This is a genomic window from Pseudomonas sp. 51_B (assembly GCF_017491595.1).
Taxonomy (GTDB): Bacteria; Pseudomonadota; Gammaproteobacteria; order Pseudomonadales; family Pseudomonadaceae; genus Aquipseudomonas; species Aquipseudomonas promysalinigenes.
Genome location: NZ_JAFGYW010000014.1, coordinates 47265 through 69122 on the forward strand (window position 1 = coordinate 47265; position 21858 = coordinate 69122).

Consider the following 21858-nt stretch of genomic DNA (forward strand, 5'->3'; position numbering starts at 1 on the left):
ATGCTGGCATATATCCTGCGCCGCCTGCTGCTGATCATCCCTACCCTGTTCGGCATTCTGATCATCAACTTCATCATCGTGCAAGCCGCCCCTGGCGGCCCGGTTGAACAGATGATCGCCAAGCTCGAAGGTTTCGACGGTGCCACCAGCCGCATCGCAGGTGGTGGCGCCGAAGTCTCCGTGGCCGGCTCCAACTACCGCGGCGCCCAAGGCCTGGACCCAGCCCTGATCGCCGAAATCGAGCACATGTACGGCTTCGACAAGTCGGCGCCCGAGCGCTTGTGGATCATGGTCAAGAACTACGCCACGCTGGATTTTGGCAACAGCTTCTTCCGCGATGCCAAGGTCATCGACCTGATCGCCGAGAAGATGCCCGTGTCGATTTCACTGGGGCTGTGGAGCACACTGATCATGTACCTGGTATCGATCCCCCTGGGGATCGCCAAGGCAGTGCGTCACGGCAGCCACTTCGATGTCTGGACCAGCTCGGCCATCATCGTCGGCTATGCGATCCCTGCATTCCTGTTCGCGATCCTGCTGATCGTGCTGTTCGCCGGGGGCAGCTACTTCGACTGGTTCCCGCTGCGGGGGCTGACGTCCAACAACTTCGATGAACTGTCCACCACTGGCAAAGTGCTCGACTATTTCTGGCATCTGGTACTGCCGATCACCGCTTTGGTCATCGGCAACTTCGCCACCATGACCCTGCTGACCAAGAACAGCTTCCTCGACGAAATCAACAAACAATACGTGGTCACCGCCAAAGCCAAAGGCCTGAGCCGGCCGCGGGTGCTGTATGGGCATGTGTTCCGCAACGCCATGTTGCTGGTTATCGCCGGCTTCCCGTCGGCATTCATCGGCATCTTTTTCACAGGGTCATTGCTGATCGAGGTGATATTCAGCCTCGATGGCCTTGGCCTGATGAGTTTCGAAGCGGCGATCAACCGCGACTACCCGGTGGTCTTCGGCACCTTGTTCATCTTCACCCTGCTAGGGCTGGTGGTGAAATTGATCGGCGACCTGACCTACACCCTGGTCGATCCACGCATCGACTTCGCCAGCCGGGAGCACTGACATGGCACTGTCCCCCCTCAACCGCCGGCGCTTCGAGCGCTTCAAGGCCAACCGCCGAGGCTGGTGGTCGCTGTGGCTGTTCCTGATTCTGTTCGGCCTGAGCCTCGGCGCCGAGCTGATCGCCAACGACAAACCCATCGCGGTGCGTTATGAAGGCTCTTGGTATTTCCCTGCGTTCAAGCGCTATCCGGAAACCACCTTCGGTGGCGAATTCCCGTTGGAGGCCAACTACAAGAGCCCGTACATCCGCGACCTGCTGGAGAAAAAAGACAGTCTGGTAATCTGGGCGCCCATTCCATTCAGCTACCAGAGCATCAACTACGACCTGCGTGTACCAGCCCCGGCGCCGCCCTCCACCGACAACTGGCTGGGCACAGACGACCAGGGCCGGGATGTGCTGGCGCGGGTGATCTACGGTTTCCGCGTCTCGGTCCTGTTCGCCCTTACCCTGACCGTGCTGAGTTCCATCATCGGGGTCATTGCCGGTGCCTTGCAGGGGTTCTACGGCGGCTGGGTGGATCTGGCGGGGCAGCGCTTTCTGGAAATCTGGTCCGGCCTGCCGGTGCTGTATCTGCTGATCATTCTTGCCAGTTTCGTGCAACCCAACTTCTGGTGGCTGCTGGGCATCATGCTGCTGTTCTCGTGGATGAGCCTGGTCGATGTGGTGCGCGCTGAATTTCTGCGCGGGCGCAACCTGGAATACGTGCGCGCGGCCCGCGCCCTGGGCATGCGCAATGGCGCGATCATGTACCGGCACATCCTGCCCAACGCCATGATTTCCACCATGACCTTCATGCCATTCATCCTCACCGGAGCCATCGGCACCCTGACCGCGCTGGACTTCCTCGGCTTCGGCCTACCGCCGGGCGCACCGTCGCTTGGGGAGCTGGTGGCACAAGGCAAGTCCAATCTGCAAGCCCCGTGGTTGGGTATCAGCGCCTTCGCCGTGCTGGCGATCATGTTGAGCCTGCTGGTGTTCATCGGCGAATCCGCCCGCGATGCCTTCGACCCGAGGAAATGAAATGAGCGAACAGAACCTGATCGAAGTGCGCGACCTGGCCGTGGAGTTTGTCACCGGCGAGCAGGTCAACCGTGTGGTCGACGGCATCAGCTTCGACATCCGCAAGGGTGAAACCCTGGCGCTGGTCGGCGAAAGCGGTTCGGGTAAATCGGTGACCGCGCATTCGATCCTGCGCCTTTTGCCCTACCCGCTTGCCCGTCACCCTGGCGGCAGCATTGGCTACGAAGGCAAAGACCTGCTTAAGCAAAGCGAAAAGACCATGCAGCGCATTCGTGGCGACCGCATCGCGATGATTTTCCAGGAGCCGATGACCTCGTTGAACCCGCTGCATAGCATCGAAAAGCAGATCAACGAGATCCTGCTGTTGCATAAAGGCCTGACCGGCAAGCAAGCCACCGCACGAACCCTGGAACTGCTGGAAATGGTCGGTATCCCCGAACCGCATAAACGCCTCAAGGCGTTACCCCATGAGCTTTCAGGCGGCCAGCGTCAGCGGGTGATGATTGCCATGGCGCTGGCCAACGAGCCCGAGCTGCTGATTGCCGACGAACCCACCACAGCGCTCGATGTGACTGTGCAGCTGAAGATTCTCGAGCTGCTCAAGCAACTGCAAGCGCGCCTGGGCATGGCATTGCTGTTAATCAGCCACGACCTCAACCTGGTGCGGCGCATTGCCCACCGGGTGTGCGTGATGCAGCGCGGGCAGATTGTCGAACAGGCTGAGTGCGCGACCCTGTTCAGTGCGCCACAGCACCCCTACACGCAAATGCTGATCAACGCCGAGCCTAGCGGGCTGCCTGCGCACAATCCAGTTGGCGCGCCTTTACTGGAGGTCGAAGACCTGAAGGTGTGGTTCCCGATCAAAAAGGGCCTGTTGCGTAAGACGGTTGACCACGTAAAGGCAGTGGACGGCGTCAACTTCAGCCTGCCACAAGGGCAGACGTTGGGAATCGTCGGTGAGTCCGGGTCGGGCAAATCGACGCTGGGTCTGGCGATCTTGCGCCTGATCTCCAGTCAGGGCGGCATTCGTTTCCACGGTCAGCAACTGCAAGGGCTCAACCAGAAACAGGTACGTCCACTGCGCCGAGAGATGCAGGTGGTGTTCCAGGACCCATTCGGCAGCTTGAGCCCGCGCATGTGTGTGGCGGACATCGTCGGCGAGGGGCTACGGATTCACAAGATCGGCACGCCTGCCGAGCAGCAAGCCGCGATCACTGCGGCGCTGGAAGAAGTGGGCCTGGACCCGAGCACCCGCCACCGCTACCCGCATGAGTTTTCTGGCGGCCAGCGCCAGCGTATCGCCATCGCCAGAGCATTGGTATTGAAACCAGCCCTCATCCTGCTGGATGAGCCGACTTCGGCACTGGACCGCACGGTGCAGCGGCAGGTGGTGGAGTTGCTGCGCAATCTGCAGCACAAGTACAACCTGACTTATCTGTTCATCAGCCATGACCTGGCGGTGGTGAAAGCATTGAGCCACCAGTTGATGGTGATCAAGCACGGGCATGTGGTGGAGCAAGGGGATGCGCAAACTATCTTCCATGCCCCGCAGCACGCGTACACGCAGCAACTGCTGGAAGCGGCTTTCTTGAGCTAGAGCAGGCACGTGACGGTGTTTAGGGGTTGGCAGGTGGATGGCAATCGTTGTCAGAATTTCTGATCACGATTGTCTTTCATCATCAGCCAGATCGGGCATAAATTCTGCCCGGTCAACTCCCTGCAGCAACGGTAGAATCCATGCCTAGCCAACAACAGCCCACGTCCCCTGCCCTCGACACGTTGATCCAGCGCTCAGGCCTGCCCAGCCCGTCGCTTAGCCAAGCCCAGGCGCATGCGCTACTGCAGGCGCAGTATGGTCTGGCGGGCGAACTGTCATCGCTGGGCAGCCAGCAAGACCTGAACCTGCGCGTGGATGCGCCTGAAGGTCGCTTCGTGCTCAAAGCCTGCCACGCCAGCTATGCCCAGGTCGAATTGCAGGCACAGCATGCCGCCCTGGCCTACCTGCACGATCAGGGCCTGCCAGTGCCAGCGGTGCAAGCAGCGCAAACTGGCGAAAACTTGCTGGCAGTGGAGATCGAAGGCCAACCCCTGCGGGTACGCCTGCTCGACTACATCGATGGCCAGCCGTTGACCCGCCTCAAACACATGCCGCAACGCCTGATGGCCGAACTGGGCGCGCTGTGCGCACGCCTTGACAAAGCCTTGGTCGGGTTCGACCACCCAGGCCTTGAACGTACCCTGCAGTGGGATCCTCGCCACGCCCAGGCGCTGATCGCGCATCTACTGCCAGTGCTGCAAGATGCCGGGCAACGCTTGCGCGTCGAGCAAGCCACACGCTTGGCCAGCGAGCACCTGGCCCCATTGGCTGATCTGCTGCCGACCCAAGCGGTGCACTTGGACATCACCGATGACAACACCGTCTGGGCCCGCGACCAGCAGCGCCAATGGCAACTGCAGGGGGTGATCGACTTTGGCGACCTGTCGCGTACCTGGCGCGTGGCCGACCTATCGGTGACCTGCTCAGCCTTACTGCACCATGCAGAAGGCGACCCGCTGCGCATTCTGCCCGCAGTCAGCGCCTACCAGGCGCTCAACCCACTGACCGAAGCCGAACTGCGCGCGCTATGGCCAATGGTGCTCAACCGTGCCGCGGTGCTAGTGCTGAGCAGCGCGCAACAACTGGCCGTGGACCCCGGCAACGAATACACCCGCGCCAACGTCGCCCATGAGTGGCAAATCTTCGATACCGCCACCGCCGTGCCTCTGAGCCTTATGCAAGCGGCGATTCTCCAGGCTGCTGGCCTCAAGACGGACACTGTAGAGTTCAGCGCCTGCCTACCTTTACTGCCTGAACTGGCAGGCAAGCCCGTCAACCGCATCGACCTGAGCGTGCTCAGCCGCCATTACGAAGCCGGGAACTGGGAGCAGGCGGGCTTTGACCAGCATCTGCTTGCCACGCAGCCGGCACCGGCCTGCACCCTGCATGGGCAATACCGCCTGTCACAAACCCACATCGACCGCGCCGAAGAACCCGCCACGTGCGCCCTGGGCGTAGACCTGCATGTGCCCTTTGGCCAGCGCATACAGGCGCCCGCAGCGGGTACCTGGCATCACCACAGCGGTGGACGCGGCTGCTTGCGCACACCGAACTGGGCCCTTTGGTTGCAGGGTTTGGAAGGCGCCCTTGCCGATGGCCAGGCAGTTGCGCCTGGGCAATCCCTGGGCACTAGCGCCGGCTTGCTGAGTGTGCAGCTGTGTCTGGACACGCACCTAGAACCGCCGTTTTTCGCCACGCCTTCGCAAGCCGCTGCCTGGCTGGCGCTATGCCCGTCGCCAGCGGTACTACTGGGCATCGATTGTAATGCTGAGCCGTTGCCCGACCCACAGGCCCTTCTGGCCCGGCGCGACGCCAGCTTTGCCCGCTCGCAGAAACACTATTATGAACAACCGCCACAGATCGAGCGCGGCTGGCGCAACTACCTGATCGACATGCAAGGACGCTCCTACCTGGACATGCTCAACAACGTCGCAGTGCTGGGGCACGGACACCCGCGCATGGTCGCCGAATCTGCGCGCCAATGGTCACTGCTCAACACCAACTCGCGTTTCCATTACGCTGCCATCACCGAGTTCTCCGAACGCCTGCTCGAACTGGCCCCTGAGGGCTTCGACCGGGTCTTCATGGTCAACAGCGGCACCGAGGCCAATGACCTGGCCATCCGCCTGGCATGGGCCTACAGCGGCGGCCGCGACCTGCTTAGCGTACTGGAGGCTTACCACGGCTGGTCGGTGGCCACCGACGCCATTTCCACCTCCATCGCCGACAACCCGCAGGCTCTGGAAACCCGACCGGACTGGGTACACCCAGTAGAGGCGCCGAACACCTTTCGCGGGCGCTTGCGTGGGCCCGACACTGCCGAGGGCTACCTGCGCGACGTCGACGCCAAGCTGGCCGAGCTCGATGGCCGTGGCCGCCAGTTGGCCGGCATCATCTGCGAGCCCGTTTACGGCAATGCTGGCGGTATCTCGCTACCGGCCGGTTACCTGCGCGGGGCCTATGCCAAGGTTCGCGCCCGCGGCGGGGTATGCATCGCCGACGAGGTACAGGTGGGCTACGGCCGCCTAGGCGAGTACTTCTGGGGCTTTGAGGAACAGGGCGTGGTGCCGGACATCATCACCATGGCCAAGGGCATGGGCAACGGCCAGCCGCTGGGTGTGGTGATCACCCGCCGCGAGATTGCCGAGGCACTGGAAGCGGAGGGCTATTTCTTTTCATCGGCCGGCGGCAGCCCGGTCAGTTGCCGCATCGGCATGGCGGTACTGGACGTGATGCAGGAAGAAGGCCTGTGGGACAACGCTCGCGACACTGGCCGCTATTTCAAGGCGCGCCTGCAGGCACTGGTAGGCAAGCACCCGCTGGCCGGTGCCGCCCACGGCTCGGGGTTCTACCTGGGCCTGGAGCTGGTACGCGACCGGGAAACCCTGGAGCCTGCAACCGAGGAAACCATGGCGCTTTGCGACCGCCTGCGTGAGCTGGGGATCTTCATGCAGCCGACTGGCGACCACTTGAACATTCTCAAGATCAAGCCGCCCATGTGTACCACTCGCGCCAGCGTCGATTATTTCGTCGACAGCATCGACCGTGTGTTGAGCGAAGGTCTGTAAGGGGGCTGTCAACCGGGCCGTGCAGTGTTCATACTTTCCGGCCCTTGCTCAAGGTTTGCGCCCATGGCATTTAGCAGCGACTCCCTGGCCATTTTCCTCGCCGTCCTGGAAGCGGGCTCATTCTCAGCGGCAGCACGCAAATTGGGGCGCGTGCCGTCGGCGGTGAGCATGGCCATCGCGCAACTGGAGGCCGAACTGGACCTGCCGCTGTTCGACCGAGCCACACGCAAGGCGCTGCCCACCAGCGCCGCCTTGGCCTTGGAGCCACAGGCGCGGCAGGTCATCTGCCAGCTAAACCTGCTCGATGCACAAGCCCTGCAACTACATCAGGGGCTGGAAAAGCGCCTGACCATCGCCATGGCCCCAGAGCTGCAGACCGGCCGCTGGAGCCAGCCGTTGGAAGTACTGGCCAAGGAGTTTCCAAGCCTTGAAGTCGAAGTGCGCTCGGCGACTCAAACCGAAGCAGTGCGTTTGCTGCATGACGGCAGTGTGCAGCTGGCACTGGTGTTCGAGCGCCCTGGTATCGACGAGCGCGAATCATTTCTCGAAGCTGGCAGCCAGCTGCTGGTGGCCGTGGCCTCGCCACGCCACCCCGCCGGCAACAACAGCGGCACGCCACTGCCAGAGGAAGCCTTCGCCGAACAGCGCCAGATCATCGTGGCCTCCGGCAAGGCCACCGGCTCCGACCCGCGCATGGTGCTGTCGCGGCGGATATGGTTGACCGACAGCTACCTGGCGACTTTGGACCTGGTGCAGTCCGGGCTGGGTTGGGCCTATCTGCCACAGCCGTTGGTCGAGCCATTGATCGCCTCAGGAGCACTGGCTGAAGTGCGCTTTGACAACATGGCCAGTCGCTTGCGGCTGTGGGTCGACATCATTTGGCTCAAGCCACGACCCTTGGGCTTGGGTGCGCGGCGTTATCTTGAGGTGATGCGCCAGCTGTTCGAAACGGAACCGGCCAGGGCCTGAGGCGCAATCAAGCCGCAGTTGGCGCGACCAATCGATACCCCACGCCGGCTTCGGTGATGATGAACCGCGGCGCGGTGGGGTCATCGCCGAGCTTGTGCCGCAAGTGCCCCACCACAATCCGCAGGTAGTGGGTGTCGTCGACGTGGGTGGGCCCCCAGATGTCCTTGAGCAATTGCTGCTGGGTGATCACCCTCCCCGGGTGCCCGGCCAATTGCGCCAGCAAGGCATACTCTTTGCGCGTCAGGGCGATTTCCACGCCATCGAGAGTGACTTTGCGAAAAGCGAAATCCACGCGCAAAGGGCCAAAGCTGACCGCCACTTCACTGCCGCCCGACTGCGGCACCTGGCGCAGCAGCGCCCGCACCCGGGCCAGAAACTCCTGGATGCCGAAGGGCTTGGTCACATAGTCATTGGCGCCACCATCGAGCGCATCGACCTTCTGGACTTCGCTGGCCCGCACCGACAATACCAGCACCGGCACGGCGCTCCACTCACGCAACTCACGCAGCACCTGCTGCCCGTCCATGTCCGGCAAACCCAGGTCGAGCACCACCAGGTCTGGCCTGGCCAACGCAGCCTGCGCCAGGCCTTCGCTGCCGGTGGCGGCCTCGATCACCTTGTAACCCTGGGAGCTGAGGCTAATACGCAGGAACTTGCGGATCTGCGGTTCGTCGTCGATGACCAATAAGGTGGCGGACTGGCTCATGGGGTTTCGCTTTCGGCTTCAGGTTGCTGGGGCAGCGGCAAGCATAGAGTGATGCAAGTGCCATGGCCATCGATGCCTTCACCGACCAGGATCTGCCCTCCATGGGCGCCGATCATGCCCTGGCAGATCGCCAGGCCCAGGCCAGTGCCCTGGCCACCGCGATCGCCGCGGGCGGCGGTGTAGAACATGTCGAAGATCTTCTCGCGTTCGGCGACGGGGATCCCCGGCCCCTGGTCGCTGACGGCGAACTGCAGGTGCTGGCCCTGCACCGACACCTGCAGCTCTAGGCGGCCTTGGGGAGGTGAGAAGCGGGCGGCGTTCTCTAGCACGTTGATCAGGGCCTGTTCGATCAAGGCCGCGTGAACGAACAACAGCGGCAGTTCCCCAGGCACGTGGGTGCGCACCTGCAGCGGCGCCAACACCGCGCGTAGGCGGTTCAGGGCACTGCCGACGATGTCGGCAGGGGCCACCCAATCGCGAGCAAGCTTGAGGCCACCGTGGCCCAGTCGGGTCATGTCGAGCAGGTTCTGGATGTAGCGATCGAGGCGCTCGGCCTCATCACGCGTACCTTCGAGCAGCTCGCGGCGGTCTTGAACAGGGATCGCTTCGCCCAGCGCCAGCAAGCTGTCGATGCTGCCCCGCATGGCCGTCAGTGGGGTGCGCAGGTCATGGGAGACCGATGCCAACAAGGCGCTGCGCAGCTGCTCGGTTTCGCCGTGCAGGCGGGCTGCTTCGAGCTGCTCGCCCAATCGCGCCCTGGCCAACGCCTGAGCCAGGGGTTGCCCAAGGGCCATCAGCAGCCGCCGCCGCTGAGCGCTCAGCGGCTGCCCAGAGCGCGGGCGAACCCCCAGCAAAGCCTGCGGCTGATCTTCAACCGCCAATGGCCACCACCACCAACGGCCATCGGGCAGCGTATCGCTGCCCAGGCCTGCGGCCTGGCCATGCTGCCAGGCCCACTCGGCGGCGGCACGCTCGTTGTCGCTCAAGGCTTGGGCATCACCGCTTGCCACTTGCAGCAAGCCTTCATCGTCGCGCTCCAGCAGGCACACCTGCGCGTCGCTCCAAGCATTGAGGTGTCTGCCGGCAGCATCGAGCACAGCCTGACGATCGGCAGCACCGGTCAGTCGTCGTGACAGATCGAGCAACTGATTGGTTTGCGCCTGAGTGTCCCGCAGCGCCTTGAGCTGGCTGCGCTGACGGGCGGCAAGGTTGCCGGTTAGGGCGGCCATGAGCAGGAAGAACACCAGCGTCAGCACGTCTTCCTCGCGCTGGATACTGAATGAGAAGTTCGGCGGGATGAACAAAAAGTCGTATGTCAGGAATGACAGCGCTGCACAGGCCAGTGCCGGCCCCAGGCTACTGCGCACCGCCACCAGCAGTACGGCGGCGAGAAACACCAGTGAGATGTTCGGCAGCGCCAGCACGTTCGACACGGCCCACGCCAGGCCTGCGGCCAACGCCGTTGCCATCAGCGCCAGCAGGTAGTGGCGCCAGACCCACACTCGGCTGACCGCTGCATGGGCTGGGCGTGCCTGGCTGTCGCGGTCCAGCACGTTGATCTCCAGGCCATGGTTTTCGCGCAGCAGCCGGGCGCCAACACCGGCACCGAACAGGCGCCGGCGAAGACGGTCACGGGATTGGCCAACCAGCACCAAGCTGGCGCGGCGCTCGCGTGCGTGCTGGATCAAGGTGCGTGCGACCTCGCCGGCACGCAGCAACACCACCTCGCCCCCCAGGCGCTCGGCCAATTGTTGAGCTGCCTGCAGGCGCTGGCGGGCCGTTTCGTCACGCAGCCGGCCGTTGTCAACGTGCACTAGGCTCCAGGGCAAATGACGACGCTGGGCAACCCGGCTGGCGTGCCGCACCAAGCGTTCAGCCTGCTCGTCACCGTCCACGCCCACCAGCAGGCGCCCACGCAAGGCTGGGGCCGCCTCACCACGCAGGCGGTAGCCGTGGGCGAGGTCCGCGTCGACTTGGGCGGCGGCGGTCTGCATGGCCAGCTCACGCAAAGCGGTCAGGTTGGTGGGCGAAAAGTAGGCATCGATAGCGGCCCGTGCCTGCTCCGGTACGTAAACCTTGCCTTCACGCAGGCGTTCAAGCAGCTCGCGCGGTGGCAGGTCGATCAGCACCAGCTCGAAGGCTTCTTGCAGCACCCAGTCTGGCAAGGTTTCACGCACTTGCACCCCGGTAATGCCACGAACCTTGTCGTTGAGGCTTTCCAGGTGCTGGACGTTGACCGTGGTGTACACATCGATACCAGCGGCAAGCAGCTCCTGCACATCCTGCCAGCGTTTGGTGTGGCGGCTGCCGGGCGCGTTGGTATGTGCCAGCTCGTCGACCAGGACCAGAGCCGGCGCCGCCTTGAGCAGGCCGTCCAGGTCCATCTCCTCGAGGGTGACACTACGGTACTCGCTGCGCAGCAGCGGCTGCTGGTGCAAACCGGCCAGCAGCGCTTCGGTTTCGGCGCGGCCGTGGGTTTCGACCACCCCGGCAAGCACCTGCACACCTTGGCGTTGCTGGGCATGGGCGGCCTGGAGCATGGCAAAGGTCTTGCCCACACCGGGGGCTGCACCGAGGAACACCTTCAGCCTGCCGCGACCGCTGCGCGGCAGGCTGGCCAACAGCGCATCTGCGCGGGTGGAATCACTCATCTTTCATCCTGTTTCCTGCGAACACCTGCAGGCGCGAACGCCGTCAATGGGGGAGCTACTGGCTTGGTGAACTGTGACCGCTTAGCGCCTAGAGCCACTTCTGAGGATTGGCGCTAAGCGATCATAGTCAATGGCCGAGTTTGTCCAGGCTCTGGTTCAAGGCCAGTACATTGACCACCGGCGGCCCGACCAATGGGTGGAGGGTGGCCTCTTCCACCAAGCCTTGCAAGCGCGCCACAGGCAACTGCCGCGCCGCCGCCACCCGAGGGATCTGGTAAGCGACCGCTGCTGGCGGCAGGTGTGGGTCCAGGCCGCTGGCAGAGGTAGTCAGCAGCGCTTGCGGCACCGGCCCCAACTGAGCCTGGTAGAGGGCAGCGGCATCCGTCGTGATCCGTTCGGCCAGGGCTGGGTTGCTCGGCGCCAAATTGCTCGCAGCGCTGGCTACCGTGGCGAATGCGCCCGCCGAAGGCCGCGAATGGAACCAGCTATCGCCTTGGAAATCCTGGGCGATCAGCGCCGAACCGCGCACTCGCCCTTGATCATCGCGCACGAGGCTTCCGTTGGCTTGCTCCGGGAACGCCACTTGGGCCACCCCGGTCACCACCAGCGGGTAAAGCCCCCCAGTGATGACGGCCATCAACAGGATCAGGCTCAAGGCCGGGCGTAGGTAATGCTTCATGGTGGCCTCCTCAGACCAGGTGCAGGGCGTTGAGCACGATGTCGATCAGCTTGATCCCGGCAAAGGGTACGATGATGCCCCCCACGCCATAGATCAGCAGATTGCGTCGCAACAGGTGCGCTGCACTTGCCGCCTGCACGCGCACACCGCGCAGCGCCAGGGGGATCAATACGATGATGATCAGTGCGTTGAAGACAATCGCCGAGAGGATCGCGCTCTGCGGGCTGACCAGCTGCATCAGGTTGAGCACGCCCAGTTGCGGGTAGATAGCGGCGAACAGCGCCGGCAGGATGGCGAAGTACTTGGCCACATCGTTGGCGATGGAAAACGTCGTCAGCGCCCCACGAGTGACCAGCAGCTCCTTGCCTACCTGCACCACGTCCAGCAGCTTGGTCGGGTCGCTGTCCAGGTCAACCATGTTGGCGGCCTCACGGGCGGCCTGGGTGCCGTCGTTCATGGCCATGCCGACATCCGCCTGGGCCAGCGCCGGGGCGTCGTTGGCGCCATCGCCGCACATCGCCACCAAGCGGCCGTCGTTCTGCTCCTGACGGATGCGCGCCAATTTCTTCTCGGGTGTGGCCTCGGCCAATACATCGTCCACCCCAGCTTCGGCAGCGATCGCAGCAGCGGTCAGCGGGTTGTCACCGGTCACCATCACCGTACGAATACCCAGCTTGCGCAGCTCGGCGAAGCGTTCACGGATGCCCGGCTTGACCACATCCTTGAGGTGGATCACGCCAAGCAGACGCTTGTCCAGACACACCAACAGCGGCGTACCACCACTCTGGGCGATGCGTTCCACCTCGCGGGCCAGGGCAACTGGCATCTCCAGGCGCTGCATCCCGACGAAGGCCAGCACCGCATCGACGGCACCCTTGCGGTAGCAGCGCTGTTGAAAGTCGATGCCCGACAGGCGCGTCTCGGCACTGAAGGCAATCGCCTGGTACTGACCTGGCGAGGGTTCGATGAAATCGTGCAACTGACGCAGGTACTCGACGATCGACTTGCCCTCGGCAGTGTCATCGGCAAGCGATGCGAACATCGCACCCTCCCCCAGTTCCTTGGCGGTCACACCGGGGGCAGCATACAGCGCACTGCAGCGGCGGTTGCCAAACGTGATGGTGCCGGTCTTGTCGAGCATCAAGGTATGCACATCGCCGGCCGCCTCCACCGCACGGCCAGAGCGGGCAATCACGTTAAGGCGCACTAGACGGTCCATGCCGGCAATGCCAATGGCCGAGAGCAGGCCGCCGATGGTGGTGGGTATCAGCGTCACCAGCAATGCGGCAAGAAAGATCAGCGGTAGGCTGCCGCCGGCAAAATGGGCGAAGGGCTGCAGGGTTACGACGACAATCAGGAAGATCAGGGTCAGGCCTATCAGCAGAATGTCCAGAGCAATCTCATTGGGGGTCTTCTGCCGCTTGGCACCTTCGACCAACGCGATCATGCGGTCCAGGGTCGATTCGCCGGGATTGCTGGTGATGCGGATCAGCAGCCAGTCCGAGACCAGCCGAGTATTGCCGGTGACAGCCGAACGGTCGCCACCAGACTCGCGGATAACCGGCGCGGACTCACCCGTGATGGCAGCTTCATTGACCGCAGCGATGCCCTCGAGCACCTCGCCGTCACCCGGAATCATCTCGCCTGCCACCACGCGTACCACATCATCCTTGCGCAGCGCCGTGGCCGCCACAGGCTCGAAACTGCCATCACGTTTGCGCCGCTGCGCCGTCAACCCCTGGCTACCGGCTTTGAGGCTATCGGCGCGGGCTTTGCCACGCCCTTCGGCGAGGGCCTCGGCGAAGTTGGCGAACAGCACGGTGAACCATAACCATAGCGCGATCTGCGCAGCCACACCGGTGCTGACGCCATTGCCGGGCGCAAAGCACAGTGCAGTTGTGAGCAAAGCCGTCAGAGCAACCACCAGCATCACCGGCGAACGTTTGAGCTGGCGCGGGTCCAGCTTGACGAAGGCCTGGAGCAAGGCTGGCCGCCACAGGGCCGCGATACGCGTCTGATCATTGGTGCCGCGTGAGGCTTTCATTTCAGGAATGGGCATGTTCATGAATAGTTCCTCAGAAACCCAGGCTCAGTTGTTCAGCGATCGGCCCCAGGGCCAGGGCCGGCAAGAAGGTCAGCCCACCCACCAACAAGATGGTCACCAGCAGCAGGCCGGCGAATAGCGGGCCGTGGGTGGGGAAACTGTTGCTCCCCTGCGGCGCCCGCTGTTTGGCTGCGAGGCTGCCGGCCAAGGCCAGGATCGGCAGGATGTAGCCGAAGCGGCCAATGAGCATGGCAAAGCCGATCATCAGGTTGTGGTACACCGTATTGGCGCCAAAGCCTGCGAACGCCGAACCATTGTTGGCGGCCCCTGAGGTGTAGGCATACAGCAACTGGCTGAATCCATGGGCGCCCGGGTTGCTCACGGCACTAGCTGGGCCTGGCAAGCTGGCGGCAAGGGCCCCCAGCACCAGAACGCCAACCGGCATCACCAGCAGGGTTGCCACGAGCAGTTGCACTTCACGGGCCTGCAGCTTCTTGCCAAGGTACTCCGGCGTACGGCCGATCATCAGCCCTGCCAGGAACACGGCGATCAGCACGAACAGCAACATGCCGTAGAGCCCGGCACCGACACCGCCGAATATCACTTCCCCAACCATCATATTGACCATGGCCACCATGCCGGTCAGCGGGTTCAGGCTATCGTGCATCGCATTGACCGAGCCATTGGAGGCCGCCGTGGTAGTCACGCTCCACAGCACCGAACCGGTGGTGCCGAAACGGCTTTCCTTGCCTTCCATTGGCGCGCTCTGCTGCACCTGGGCACTTTCCAGTGCCGGATTGGGCTGATACTCCGACCACAGCGCCGTGGCGCCCCCGATCAGAAACAGGGCGAGCATGCAGCCAATGATTGCACGGCTCTGGCGCAGGTCTTTGACGTAATGCCCGAAGGTAAATACCAAAGCCACTGGGATCAGGATGATCGAGACCACCTCGAACAGGTTGCTCAATGCCGTGGGGTTCTCGAACGGGTGCGCCGAGTTGACGCCGAAGAAGCCACCACCGTTGGTACCCAACTGCTTGATGGCGATCTGGCTAGCAGCTGGACCGAGCGGGATGGTCTGGTCCGTACCCTGCAGCGTCAGCGCGTGGGCATAGTCGGCAAACGTCTGTGGTACGCCTTGCCAGACCAGCAGCAGCGCCAACAGCAGGCTCAGCGGTAACAGGCCATAGAGCGTTGCCCGGGTCATGTCGACCCAGAAGTTGCCCAGATCGCTGGTGCAGCGACGAGCGATACCGCGGCACAGCGCGACCAGCACGGCAAGGCCGGTGGCGGCGCTGACGAAGTTCTGCACCGCAAGCCCCATCATCTGGCTCAGGTAGCTGACCGAAGCCTCGCCGCTGTATGCCTGCCAGTTGGTGTTGGTGACGAAGCTGACCGCTGTGTTGAACGCCAAAGACCACTCAAGGCCAGGCAAGTGCTGCGGGTTCAGTGGCAAAGAGCCTTGCAGCATGAGCACGCTGAACAGCAGCACGAAGCCCGCCAAGTTGAAAGCCAGCAAGGCCAGGGTGTATTGCTTCCAGTTCTGCGCCTGTTCGGCATTGACCCCTGCCAGGCGATAACAGCCCTTCTCCAGCGGCCCCATCACAGGCGTCAACCACGTACGTTGTCCCTCCATGACGTTGTAGTAAAAACGCCCGAGCCAAGGTGCTGGCAACAGCACGAGAGCAAAAAACACGATCAGCAGCGTGTAATCGTAACTGTGCATGGCTGCTCCCTAGCTGCGATCGGCGTGCAGCAACGCCACCAGCAGGTAAATTGCCAAAGCCACTGCCAGCAGCAGTGACAGACCGTCGAGCATGTACATCAGTGCAACTCCCCTTTTTGCGGCATTGGCTTGCGGCATTGGCCGCTTCGGGGAAATTGTCCGAGTGATGGGCGTAAAGAGGCGAGATCAGGGGGTGGGGGTGGGAATAAAGAATGCGTAAAGACGAGGAATCTCGAATGCCTGCGCCGGCCTGCTCGCGGGTAACCCTGCGAACAGGCCAGTTTCGGTTTACTGCTGTGGCTGCGCCGCGTTACGGCTCCATTCCAGCAGCAGGCTGTAACCAACCGCCAGTAAAGTCGGGCCGATGAACAGACCGATGAAGCCAAAGGCGATCAACCCCCCGAACACGCCGAGCAGCACGATCACCAGCGGCAGGTTGCCGCCTCGGCTGATCAGGTAGGGTTTGAGCACGTTGTCCACGCCGCTGATGACGAAGGTGCCCCAAATGCCGAGAAACACCGCCATGCCATACTCGCCCTTCCACACCAGCCAGCCGGTGGCCGGAATCCACGCCAGCGGCGGCCCCATGGGGATCAGGCTGAGCATGAAGGTCACCAGCCCCAGAACGATCGCCCCAGGCACGCCTGCGATCAGAAAGCCTATCAGCGCCAGAAGGCCTTGAGCTGCTGCGGTGCCGATCACGCCATTGACGACCCGCTGCACGGTCCCTGCCACCAGCTCCAGATAGTAATCGGCGCGTTCGCCCACCAGCCGGTTCAGCAGCCGCAGCACGAACGCCGACAACCGTGGCCCGTCCCGGTAGAAGAAAAACACGAATATCAGGCTCAGGGTCAGCTCCAGCACGCCACTGCCAATCTGCGCACTGCGTGCCAATAACCAGTTGCCCACTTGCCCCAGGTAGGGTTTTACCGATGCCAGCAGGGCCGCGCCTTGCTGGTCCAGCGACTGCCACCCGCTGACCAGGCGCTCACCTACGAAGGGGATGCCGCCAAGCCAGTCCGGTGCGTCGGGCAGGCCATCGACCTGTACGTCACGTACGAAGACGACGGTGTCGCGTATGTGATCGGCCAAGTTGAAGCCCAGCCATACCAGCGGCAAGGCGACGATGAGAATCCAGGCCACGGTCAGCACACTGGCAGCCAAGGTTTCGCGCCCTCCCAGCACACGCGTCAGCAGACGCATCAGTGGCCAGCTGGCGAAAGCGAGGATGGCCCCCCATAACAGCGCGGACATGAACGGTGCCATCACCCACAGCGTGGCGCCGAACAATGCCAGCAGCAGAATCTGGACCAACAGGCGGTCATTGATGCCCATGGCGATGCTCACTCAACGAATCAGTTCCAGGTGCAGGCCGTCGGTAGGCGCATCGCCGACTTCAAGCCGGCTGAGGCGCACGCCCGCCTTGCCCAGCAATTCGCGCCAGGCCCCGGCCTGGGCGCCACTTAGGCTCACGCGCAAAGTACTGTCGAGGTTCAGGCTGCGGGCCAGCAGAGTGACCCAACTCTCCTGAGGTGCAGCCAAATCCGGGTAGTCGAGTTTGCCCGTATCGCGCAGTTCGCGCAGCACCGTGGCGGCTGTGGGAAGTATCTCGCCCAGCGGGCTGGCGGCGACGAACTCTTCCACGTGCAGGTAGGCGCGGCGGTTGCCCCGGGTGACGCTGTACAGTGCGACCAGGGTGTCGGCCTCCTCGGCCGAGCGGCGCAGCAGGATGAACGCCTGTTGCTCGTCACCGCCGTTCAACCTTGCGTTGGCAAACACATCGTTGGCCCACAGGCTGCCTTCACCGCAATCGCGGCCCTGGCACCAGAACAGCGGGTAGCCGCCCTCGTTCTGTAGCGCCTCGCGGGCGCTAGTGAAGGCTTCGCGAGCACTACGCTCGACCGGCAGCTCGTAGGTGACCGAGCTGACCTGGCCACGGCTTTCAATCTTGTCATCGACACGCAGGCGGCCGCTGATCTTGCGCACTGGGCCCATAGGATAGACACGTTCCTGCTCCACGGCCGGTCGCAGGTCCACTACCTTGGCGTCCGCGGGCACAGGCAGGCTGCCGGCCCACAGCAGGGGGCTGGCCAACGCCAAGCAAGCGGCGGCGGCAGTATGGATGGATACGGGCATGCTCATCGGCAGCCCATGCGGCGCAGCGCGCCGGGTTGAAGCTCCAGGTTGTCTGGCATTTGCATGGTTGTCTCCCTGTTCAACCCGCCAAGCCTCGGCACTTGTCAGATGCAAGTCAAGCAAAGCCAAAGAAGCGATTGAAACAGTCTGCGACAAGGATCGCACCCTGTTCATCGTTCAAGTGCAGATGATGGCCCCCTTGCAGCAGCGTCTGCTCGAAGGGTAGCTGATCCAGCAAATCGCTATGGCGCGCCAGCATGCCCTGGGCAGCCACCACTAGGCTGACCGGGCAGTTGACCCTTTGCACGAAGGCCATCGCCTGTGCCTGGCTCAAGCGCGTCGGCGAAGGCAGCGTCAGGCGGCTATCGCTGCGCCAGCTGTAGCCACCGGGCACCGGCATCAGGCCACGCTGGGCCAATAACTCAGCGGCCTCACGGCTGACCGCAACCATACCTTTCATGCGCGCTTGCACGCCCTGCTCCAGGCTGGTGTAAACCGATTTGCGCTTGCCGTCCAGGCGTAGCTGGGCCTGCAAGGCCATGCCTAGGCGCTCGCCAGCGTCCTGCTCGGCACCGGTGGGGGGAATGACGCCGTCGATCAACGCGAGGTGGCTGACCCGTTCAGGCAAGGCGCCTGCCAATTGCACCGAGATGATCGCCCCCAAGGAATGCCCCAGCAGCGCAAAACGGTGCCAACCTAACTGTTCGGCGACCCGCAGCACATCATGGGCATAGTCGGTCAGTGCATAACTCCCACCCGGCGGCCGATGTTCGGAATAACCGTGACCGGCAAGATCAAGGGCGACGATGCGCAACCCTTTGAGCAAGGGAGCCAGGCGCGCGAAGCTGTTGGCATTGTCCAGCCAGCCATGCAGGGCAATCACTGGCAGGCCATCGGCGGGGCCGAACAAGTGCGCCGCCAGCTCGATATGGCCCAGGTTCAGGCGAACCTCCTCGACCTGGGCGCTCATGCCTGGCTCCAGCGGTCGAACAGGCCCTTGATCAGGCTGGCGGTATCGGTCGGCCGCTCCAGTGGAAACATATGCCCACCCGGCACGCTGTGGTATTCGCCGCGGGGCATGCTGCGCACCGCCAGTGCATGGTGGCGGCGGATCACCGAACTGCGCTCGCCACGCACCATGGCCAGGGGCACCTGCAACTGGCGTGCAGGCGCTGGGCTGATGTGTGGAATACTGCGGTAGATGCTGATTTCGGTCGCCGGGTCGAAACGCAGACGCAGCCCGTGCTCGACTTGCTGCAGGCCATGGTCAAGGTAGGCTTCCAGGCAGTCGGTGTCGAAGTGGCGAAACAACGACTTGCTGGCGAAATAGTCGCGGGCGCTATCTCGGTCGGCAAACGTTTCACGCCGCCCGAGGGTACGAGCGGCCGGGGTGATGCGATCGATGAAGCCAAAGCGCTTGGCCGTGCGCAGCAGCCACTGGTCAGCGCGGGTCAGCACGGGGGAATCGAGCATCACCACGCCGCGGTACAGCTCCGGTCGGCGCAGGGCGGCATGCAGGTGCAGCACGCCACCCAGCGAATGGCCAACACCCCAGACCGGCGCCGCCTGCTGCTCCAGATGGTGCAGCAGTTCGTCGACCAGATTCTGCCAATTGTCGTTCACCGGAAAACGCGGGTCGTGGGCATGCTGGGCCAGGTGACTGACCTGATAATCCGGCGCCAGGGCACTGAACAGTTTGCCGTAAGTGGCCGAAGGAAAACCGTTGGCATGGGCGAAGAAGATCTGCTGCGACATGGCGCCGGGTCCGCATGTGAGTGATGGCCCATTGTCTGCACCCGGCGGGTAAACGGCAACGCCCGTAAAGGTCATCAGCGAGGGCGATCAGGTCATGCCGACTGATCGAAACTGGCCAGCGAGCGGCGAAGGCAGGCCTGCATGTACGCAATCTGGCTTTCCAGTGCTTCGCGGGCCAAGCTCTGGTCCTCGAGGTCCAGCTGCAAGCGACGCAGAGCCAGGCAGCTGGTCTGCAGTAGTTGCGACATGCGCATGCACGATCGCTGAAGTTCCTGCAGGTCCTGCTCGAGTTGCAAGTTGTCCAAAGGTTGCTGCTCGGCCTTGCTGCGCACGCGGCCCATCAGGTGATAGAACTTGGCGTCGGCAGCCTCGCGCAGCAAGGCATATTGGGCAAAATCCAGGCGGTTGTTGCGTTGCACGCTTTCCAAGGTGGGCTGCAGGTCCAGGGAGCGCAAAAGTTCTTGCATCATTTGGCTCATTCATTACTCCCTGGCTGTGATTGCGCTGGTCTTCCGTGACCGCAAGCTTGCGTGCCCTGCAAGTGCCTGACAACTGGCAGAAATGCTAGTTGTTCAATGTCAATCAGGCCTGGTCAGCGCACGCATCGTCATCAGACCGGCCAGCGGCCACTCACCTTCCAGCGCTGCCAGACTGGCGGTGGTCATGGGTACCGGCTGCTGCAGATGACCGTGCTCCAGCATGCCGACCAAGGCACCCACCAGAGGCTGGTGGCTGACCAGCAACACATGTTCCAGGCCCAGCCGCTCAAGCTCACTGATCACCTGCCGCACATCGCTCTCGGGGGTCAGCCAAGGGACAGTGATCACCGGTTGCGCGAAGCCCAGCGTGTCATGCACCAGGGCAGCGGTTTGTTGTGCACGTACGTACGGGCTGGCAATGATCGCCTGCAATGGCTGCCCCAGCAGCCGCGCCGCACTGCGCAGCACCTGCTCGCGGCCGTGGTCTGTTAGCCGCCGCTGGGGGTCGGTATTGGCGCGTTGCTCGGCCTCGCCATGGCGTAGCACCCACAGCTTCATAACTTAGGCTCTTCATCGCGTACCGGGTGTGCTGCCGGGGCCACGGCGTGGGGTGCCTCACCTTCTGGTGCGCGCGCTGCCGGCCAGTCGGCAAACGGCCAAGGCTTTTGATCGGTGTGGAAAGTACCGAACCGGCCGATCTGCGCCAGGTACTGGCTGAGACTATCGCCGAAGTTCATCATGCTGGCGCTCGGCGCGCCATAGACCAACCGATAGATCAGCTGCACCAGCACCAGGCCACCGAGCAGCAGCTCGGCCAGCTGCCAGACCACCAGGAACACCAGCATCCACAGCACCCGCAGGATGATCGACTCGCGCTGGGCTCGCTCGGGGGTATCGTTCATGTACTGCTCCTATGTTCAGTTGAAACCGCTGATGGAAATGAAGTCGACGTCTGTTTTGGGCTCGGCACGCATCAGGTGCTCGATCACCTGATTCAGCGTGCGGCCTTCGAACAGAATCGCGTGCAGGCCTGCCACCAGCGGCATGTAGACCTGTACTTCCTGGGCCTTGGCCTTGAGCACCTTGAGCGTGTTGACGCCTTCTGCCACTTCTCCCAGGCGAGTGACAGCCTGTTCCAGGCTCAGGCCCTGGCCCAGTGCATGGCCCACTTGGTAATTGCGGCTCTTGGGCGAGGAGCAGGTGACGATCAGATCTCCAACGCCGGCCAGGCCCAGGAAGGTCATGGGGTTGGCCCCTTGGCTGACGGCAAAGCGGGTCATCTCGGCCAGGGCCCGAGTGATGAGCATGCTTTTGGTGTTTTCGCCCATGCCAAGGGCTACGGCCATGCCGGCGATAATGGCATAGACATTTTTCAGCGCCCCTCCCAACTCGACACCGAAGCGGTCACTGCTGGCATAGACCCGGAACGTGCGCCCGTGCAGGACGGCCTGCACCCGCTGGCACAGTTGTTCGTCTTCGCTGGCAACCACTGTGGCGGTCAATGCATGCTCGGCGATCTCGCGGGCAAGGTTGGGGCCGGACAGTACGCCGATGCGAGCCTCAGGGGCAATTTCCTCGAGTATCTGACTCATGAGCTTGAAGCTCTGCGCCTCGATGCCCTTGGTCAGGCTGACCAGATACTTGCCGCGCAGCAGCTGGGCATGGGGCGCCAGTACGCTGCGCAAAGCACTGGACGGCAGCGCGACGAAAATAAGGTCGCTGCCTTGCAAGCTGCTCAGCAGGTCATTGACCGGCTCGACGCCCTCCTGCAGGCGGATACCCTTGAGGTACCGGGGGTTCTCACGGTTGACCCGCATTGCCTCGGCCTGCTCGGGATCGCGCATCCACTGGCGCACCGGCACACCGTTTTCAGCCAGCAGGTTCGCCACGGCGGTGCCGAAGCTGCCACCGCCCAGAACTGCAACAGGTTGCTGTTCAGTCATATTCAATCCG

19 protein-coding genes are annotated in these 21858 nt (G+C 63.1%); 5 read left to right on the forward strand and 14 right to left on the reverse strand.

What is annotated here, in order from left to right; translation table 11 throughout:
• From J5M56_RS15940 to J5M56_RS15960, 5 genes are all read left to right on the forward strand, one after another.
• Window positions 1-1074, forward strand: a complete 1074-nt coding sequence (locus J5M56_RS15940) for a microcin C ABC transporter permease YejB (protein ID WP_186478540.1) — start codon at window positions 1-3, stop codon at window positions 1072-1074.
• 1 nt (window position 1075) lies between these two features.
• Window positions 1076-2095: an ABC transporter permease gene (locus tag J5M56_RS15945; RefSeq protein WP_186478541.1), complete on the forward strand. Its 1020-nt coding sequence runs from the start codon at window positions 1076-1078 to the stop codon at window positions 2093-2095.
• Between the two features lies 1 nt (window position 2096).
• Window positions 2097-3692 (forward strand): ABC transporter ATP-binding protein, encoded by a 1596-nt coding sequence (locus tag J5M56_RS15950; protein ID WP_186478542.1) that lies wholly within the window; start codon window positions 2097-2099, stop codon window positions 3690-3692.
• Window positions 3693-3832: 140 nt separating this feature from the next.
• Window positions 3833-6760 carry an aminotransferase gene (locus tag J5M56_RS15955; RefSeq protein WP_186478543.1) on the forward strand — a complete coding sequence of 976 codons (2928 nt, stop codon included), beginning with the start codon at window positions 3833-3835 and terminating at the stop codon, window positions 6758-6760.
• 63 nt (window positions 6761-6823) lie between these two features.
• Window positions 6824-7729: a LysR family transcriptional regulator gene (locus J5M56_RS15960; protein ID WP_060478552.1), complete on the forward strand. Its 906-nt coding sequence runs from the start codon at window positions 6824-6826 to the stop codon at window positions 7727-7729.
• A gap of 7 nt (window positions 7730-7736) precedes the next feature.
• Here the strand turns inward: J5M56_RS15960 and J5M56_RS15965 are convergent, their stop codons facing one another.
• From J5M56_RS15965 to J5M56_RS16030, 14 genes are all read right to left on the reverse strand, one after another.
• Window positions 7737-8435 carry a response regulator gene (locus tag J5M56_RS15965; RefSeq protein WP_186478544.1) on the reverse strand — a complete coding sequence of 233 codons (699 nt, stop codon included), beginning with the start codon at window positions 8433-8435 and terminating at the stop codon, window positions 7737-7739.
• Complete coding sequence (locus J5M56_RS15970; RefSeq protein WP_186478545.1) at window positions 8432-11086, reverse strand: sensor histidine kinase KdpD; 2655 nt, start codon at window positions 11084-11086, stop codon at window positions 8432-8434. The genes J5M56_RS15965 and J5M56_RS15970 overlap by 4 nt, the downstream gene beginning before the upstream one ends.
• 127 nt (window positions 11087-11213) lie before the next feature.
• Window positions 11214-11765 carry a potassium-transporting ATPase subunit KdpC gene (kdpC, locus tag J5M56_RS15975; RefSeq protein ID WP_060478555.1) on the reverse strand — a complete coding sequence of 184 codons (552 nt, stop codon included), beginning with the start codon at window positions 11763-11765 and terminating at the stop codon, window positions 11214-11216.
• A gap of 10 nt (window positions 11766-11775) precedes the next feature.
• Window positions 11776-13830: a potassium-transporting ATPase subunit KdpB gene (gene kdpB, locus J5M56_RS15980; protein WP_207937290.1), complete on the reverse strand. Its 2055-nt coding sequence runs from the start codon at window positions 13828-13830 to the stop codon at window positions 11776-11778.
• Window positions 13831-13840: 10 nt separating this feature from the next.
• Window positions 13841-15535 (reverse strand): potassium-transporting ATPase subunit KdpA, encoded by a 1695-nt coding sequence (gene kdpA / locus J5M56_RS15985; RefSeq protein WP_207937291.1) that lies wholly within the window; start codon window positions 15533-15535, stop codon window positions 13841-13843.
• Window positions 15536-15544: 9 nt separating this feature from the next.
• A complete protein-coding gene (kdpF, locus tag J5M56_RS15990) occupies window positions 15545-15634 on the reverse strand; it encodes a K(+)-transporting ATPase subunit F (protein ID WP_060478558.1) in 90 nt (29 codons plus the stop codon).
• A 189-nt stretch (window positions 15635-15823) separates the two neighbouring features.
• Entirely contained in the window at window positions 15824-16870 is a 1047-nt protein-coding gene (locus J5M56_RS15995) for an AI-2E family transporter (protein ID WP_186478548.1), read from the reverse strand.
• 12 nt (window positions 16871-16882) lie between these two features.
• A complete protein-coding gene (locus tag J5M56_RS16000; protein WP_060478559.1) occupies window positions 16883-17677 on the reverse strand; it encodes a DUF4892 domain-containing protein in 795 nt (264 codons plus the stop codon).
• A 109-nt stretch (window positions 17678-17786) separates the two neighbouring features.
• Entirely contained in the window at window positions 17787-18641 is an 855-nt protein-coding gene (locus J5M56_RS16005) for an alpha/beta hydrolase (RefSeq protein ID WP_186478549.1), read from the reverse strand.
• Window positions 18638-19426: an alpha/beta hydrolase gene (locus J5M56_RS16010; protein ID WP_186478550.1), complete on the reverse strand. Its 789-nt coding sequence runs from the start codon at window positions 19424-19426 to the stop codon at window positions 18638-18640. Before J5M56_RS16010 ends, J5M56_RS16005 begins: the two co-directional genes overlap by 4 nt.
• A gap of 92 nt (window positions 19427-19518) precedes the next feature.
• Window positions 19519-19893: a hypothetical protein gene (locus J5M56_RS16015; protein WP_186478595.1), complete on the reverse strand. Its 375-nt coding sequence runs from the start codon at window positions 19891-19893 to the stop codon at window positions 19519-19521.
• Between the two features lie 111 nt (window positions 19894-20004).
• Window positions 20005-20463, reverse strand: a complete 459-nt coding sequence (gene sixA, locus J5M56_RS16020) for a phosphohistidine phosphatase SixA (RefSeq protein ID WP_186478551.1) — start codon at window positions 20461-20463, stop codon at window positions 20005-20007.
• On the reverse strand, window positions 20460-20807 hold the full coding sequence (locus J5M56_RS16025) for a DUF4389 domain-containing protein (RefSeq protein WP_060478563.1): 348 nt from the start codon (window positions 20805-20807) through the stop codon (window positions 20460-20462). The genes sixA and J5M56_RS16025 overlap by 4 nt, the downstream gene beginning before the upstream one ends.
• Window positions 20808-20822: 15 nt before the next feature.
• Complete coding sequence (locus J5M56_RS16030; RefSeq protein ID WP_186478552.1) at window positions 20823-21848, reverse strand: NAD(P)H-dependent glycerol-3-phosphate dehydrogenase; 1026 nt, start codon at window positions 21846-21848, stop codon at window positions 20823-20825.
• Window positions 21849-21858: the final 10 nt, after the last annotated feature.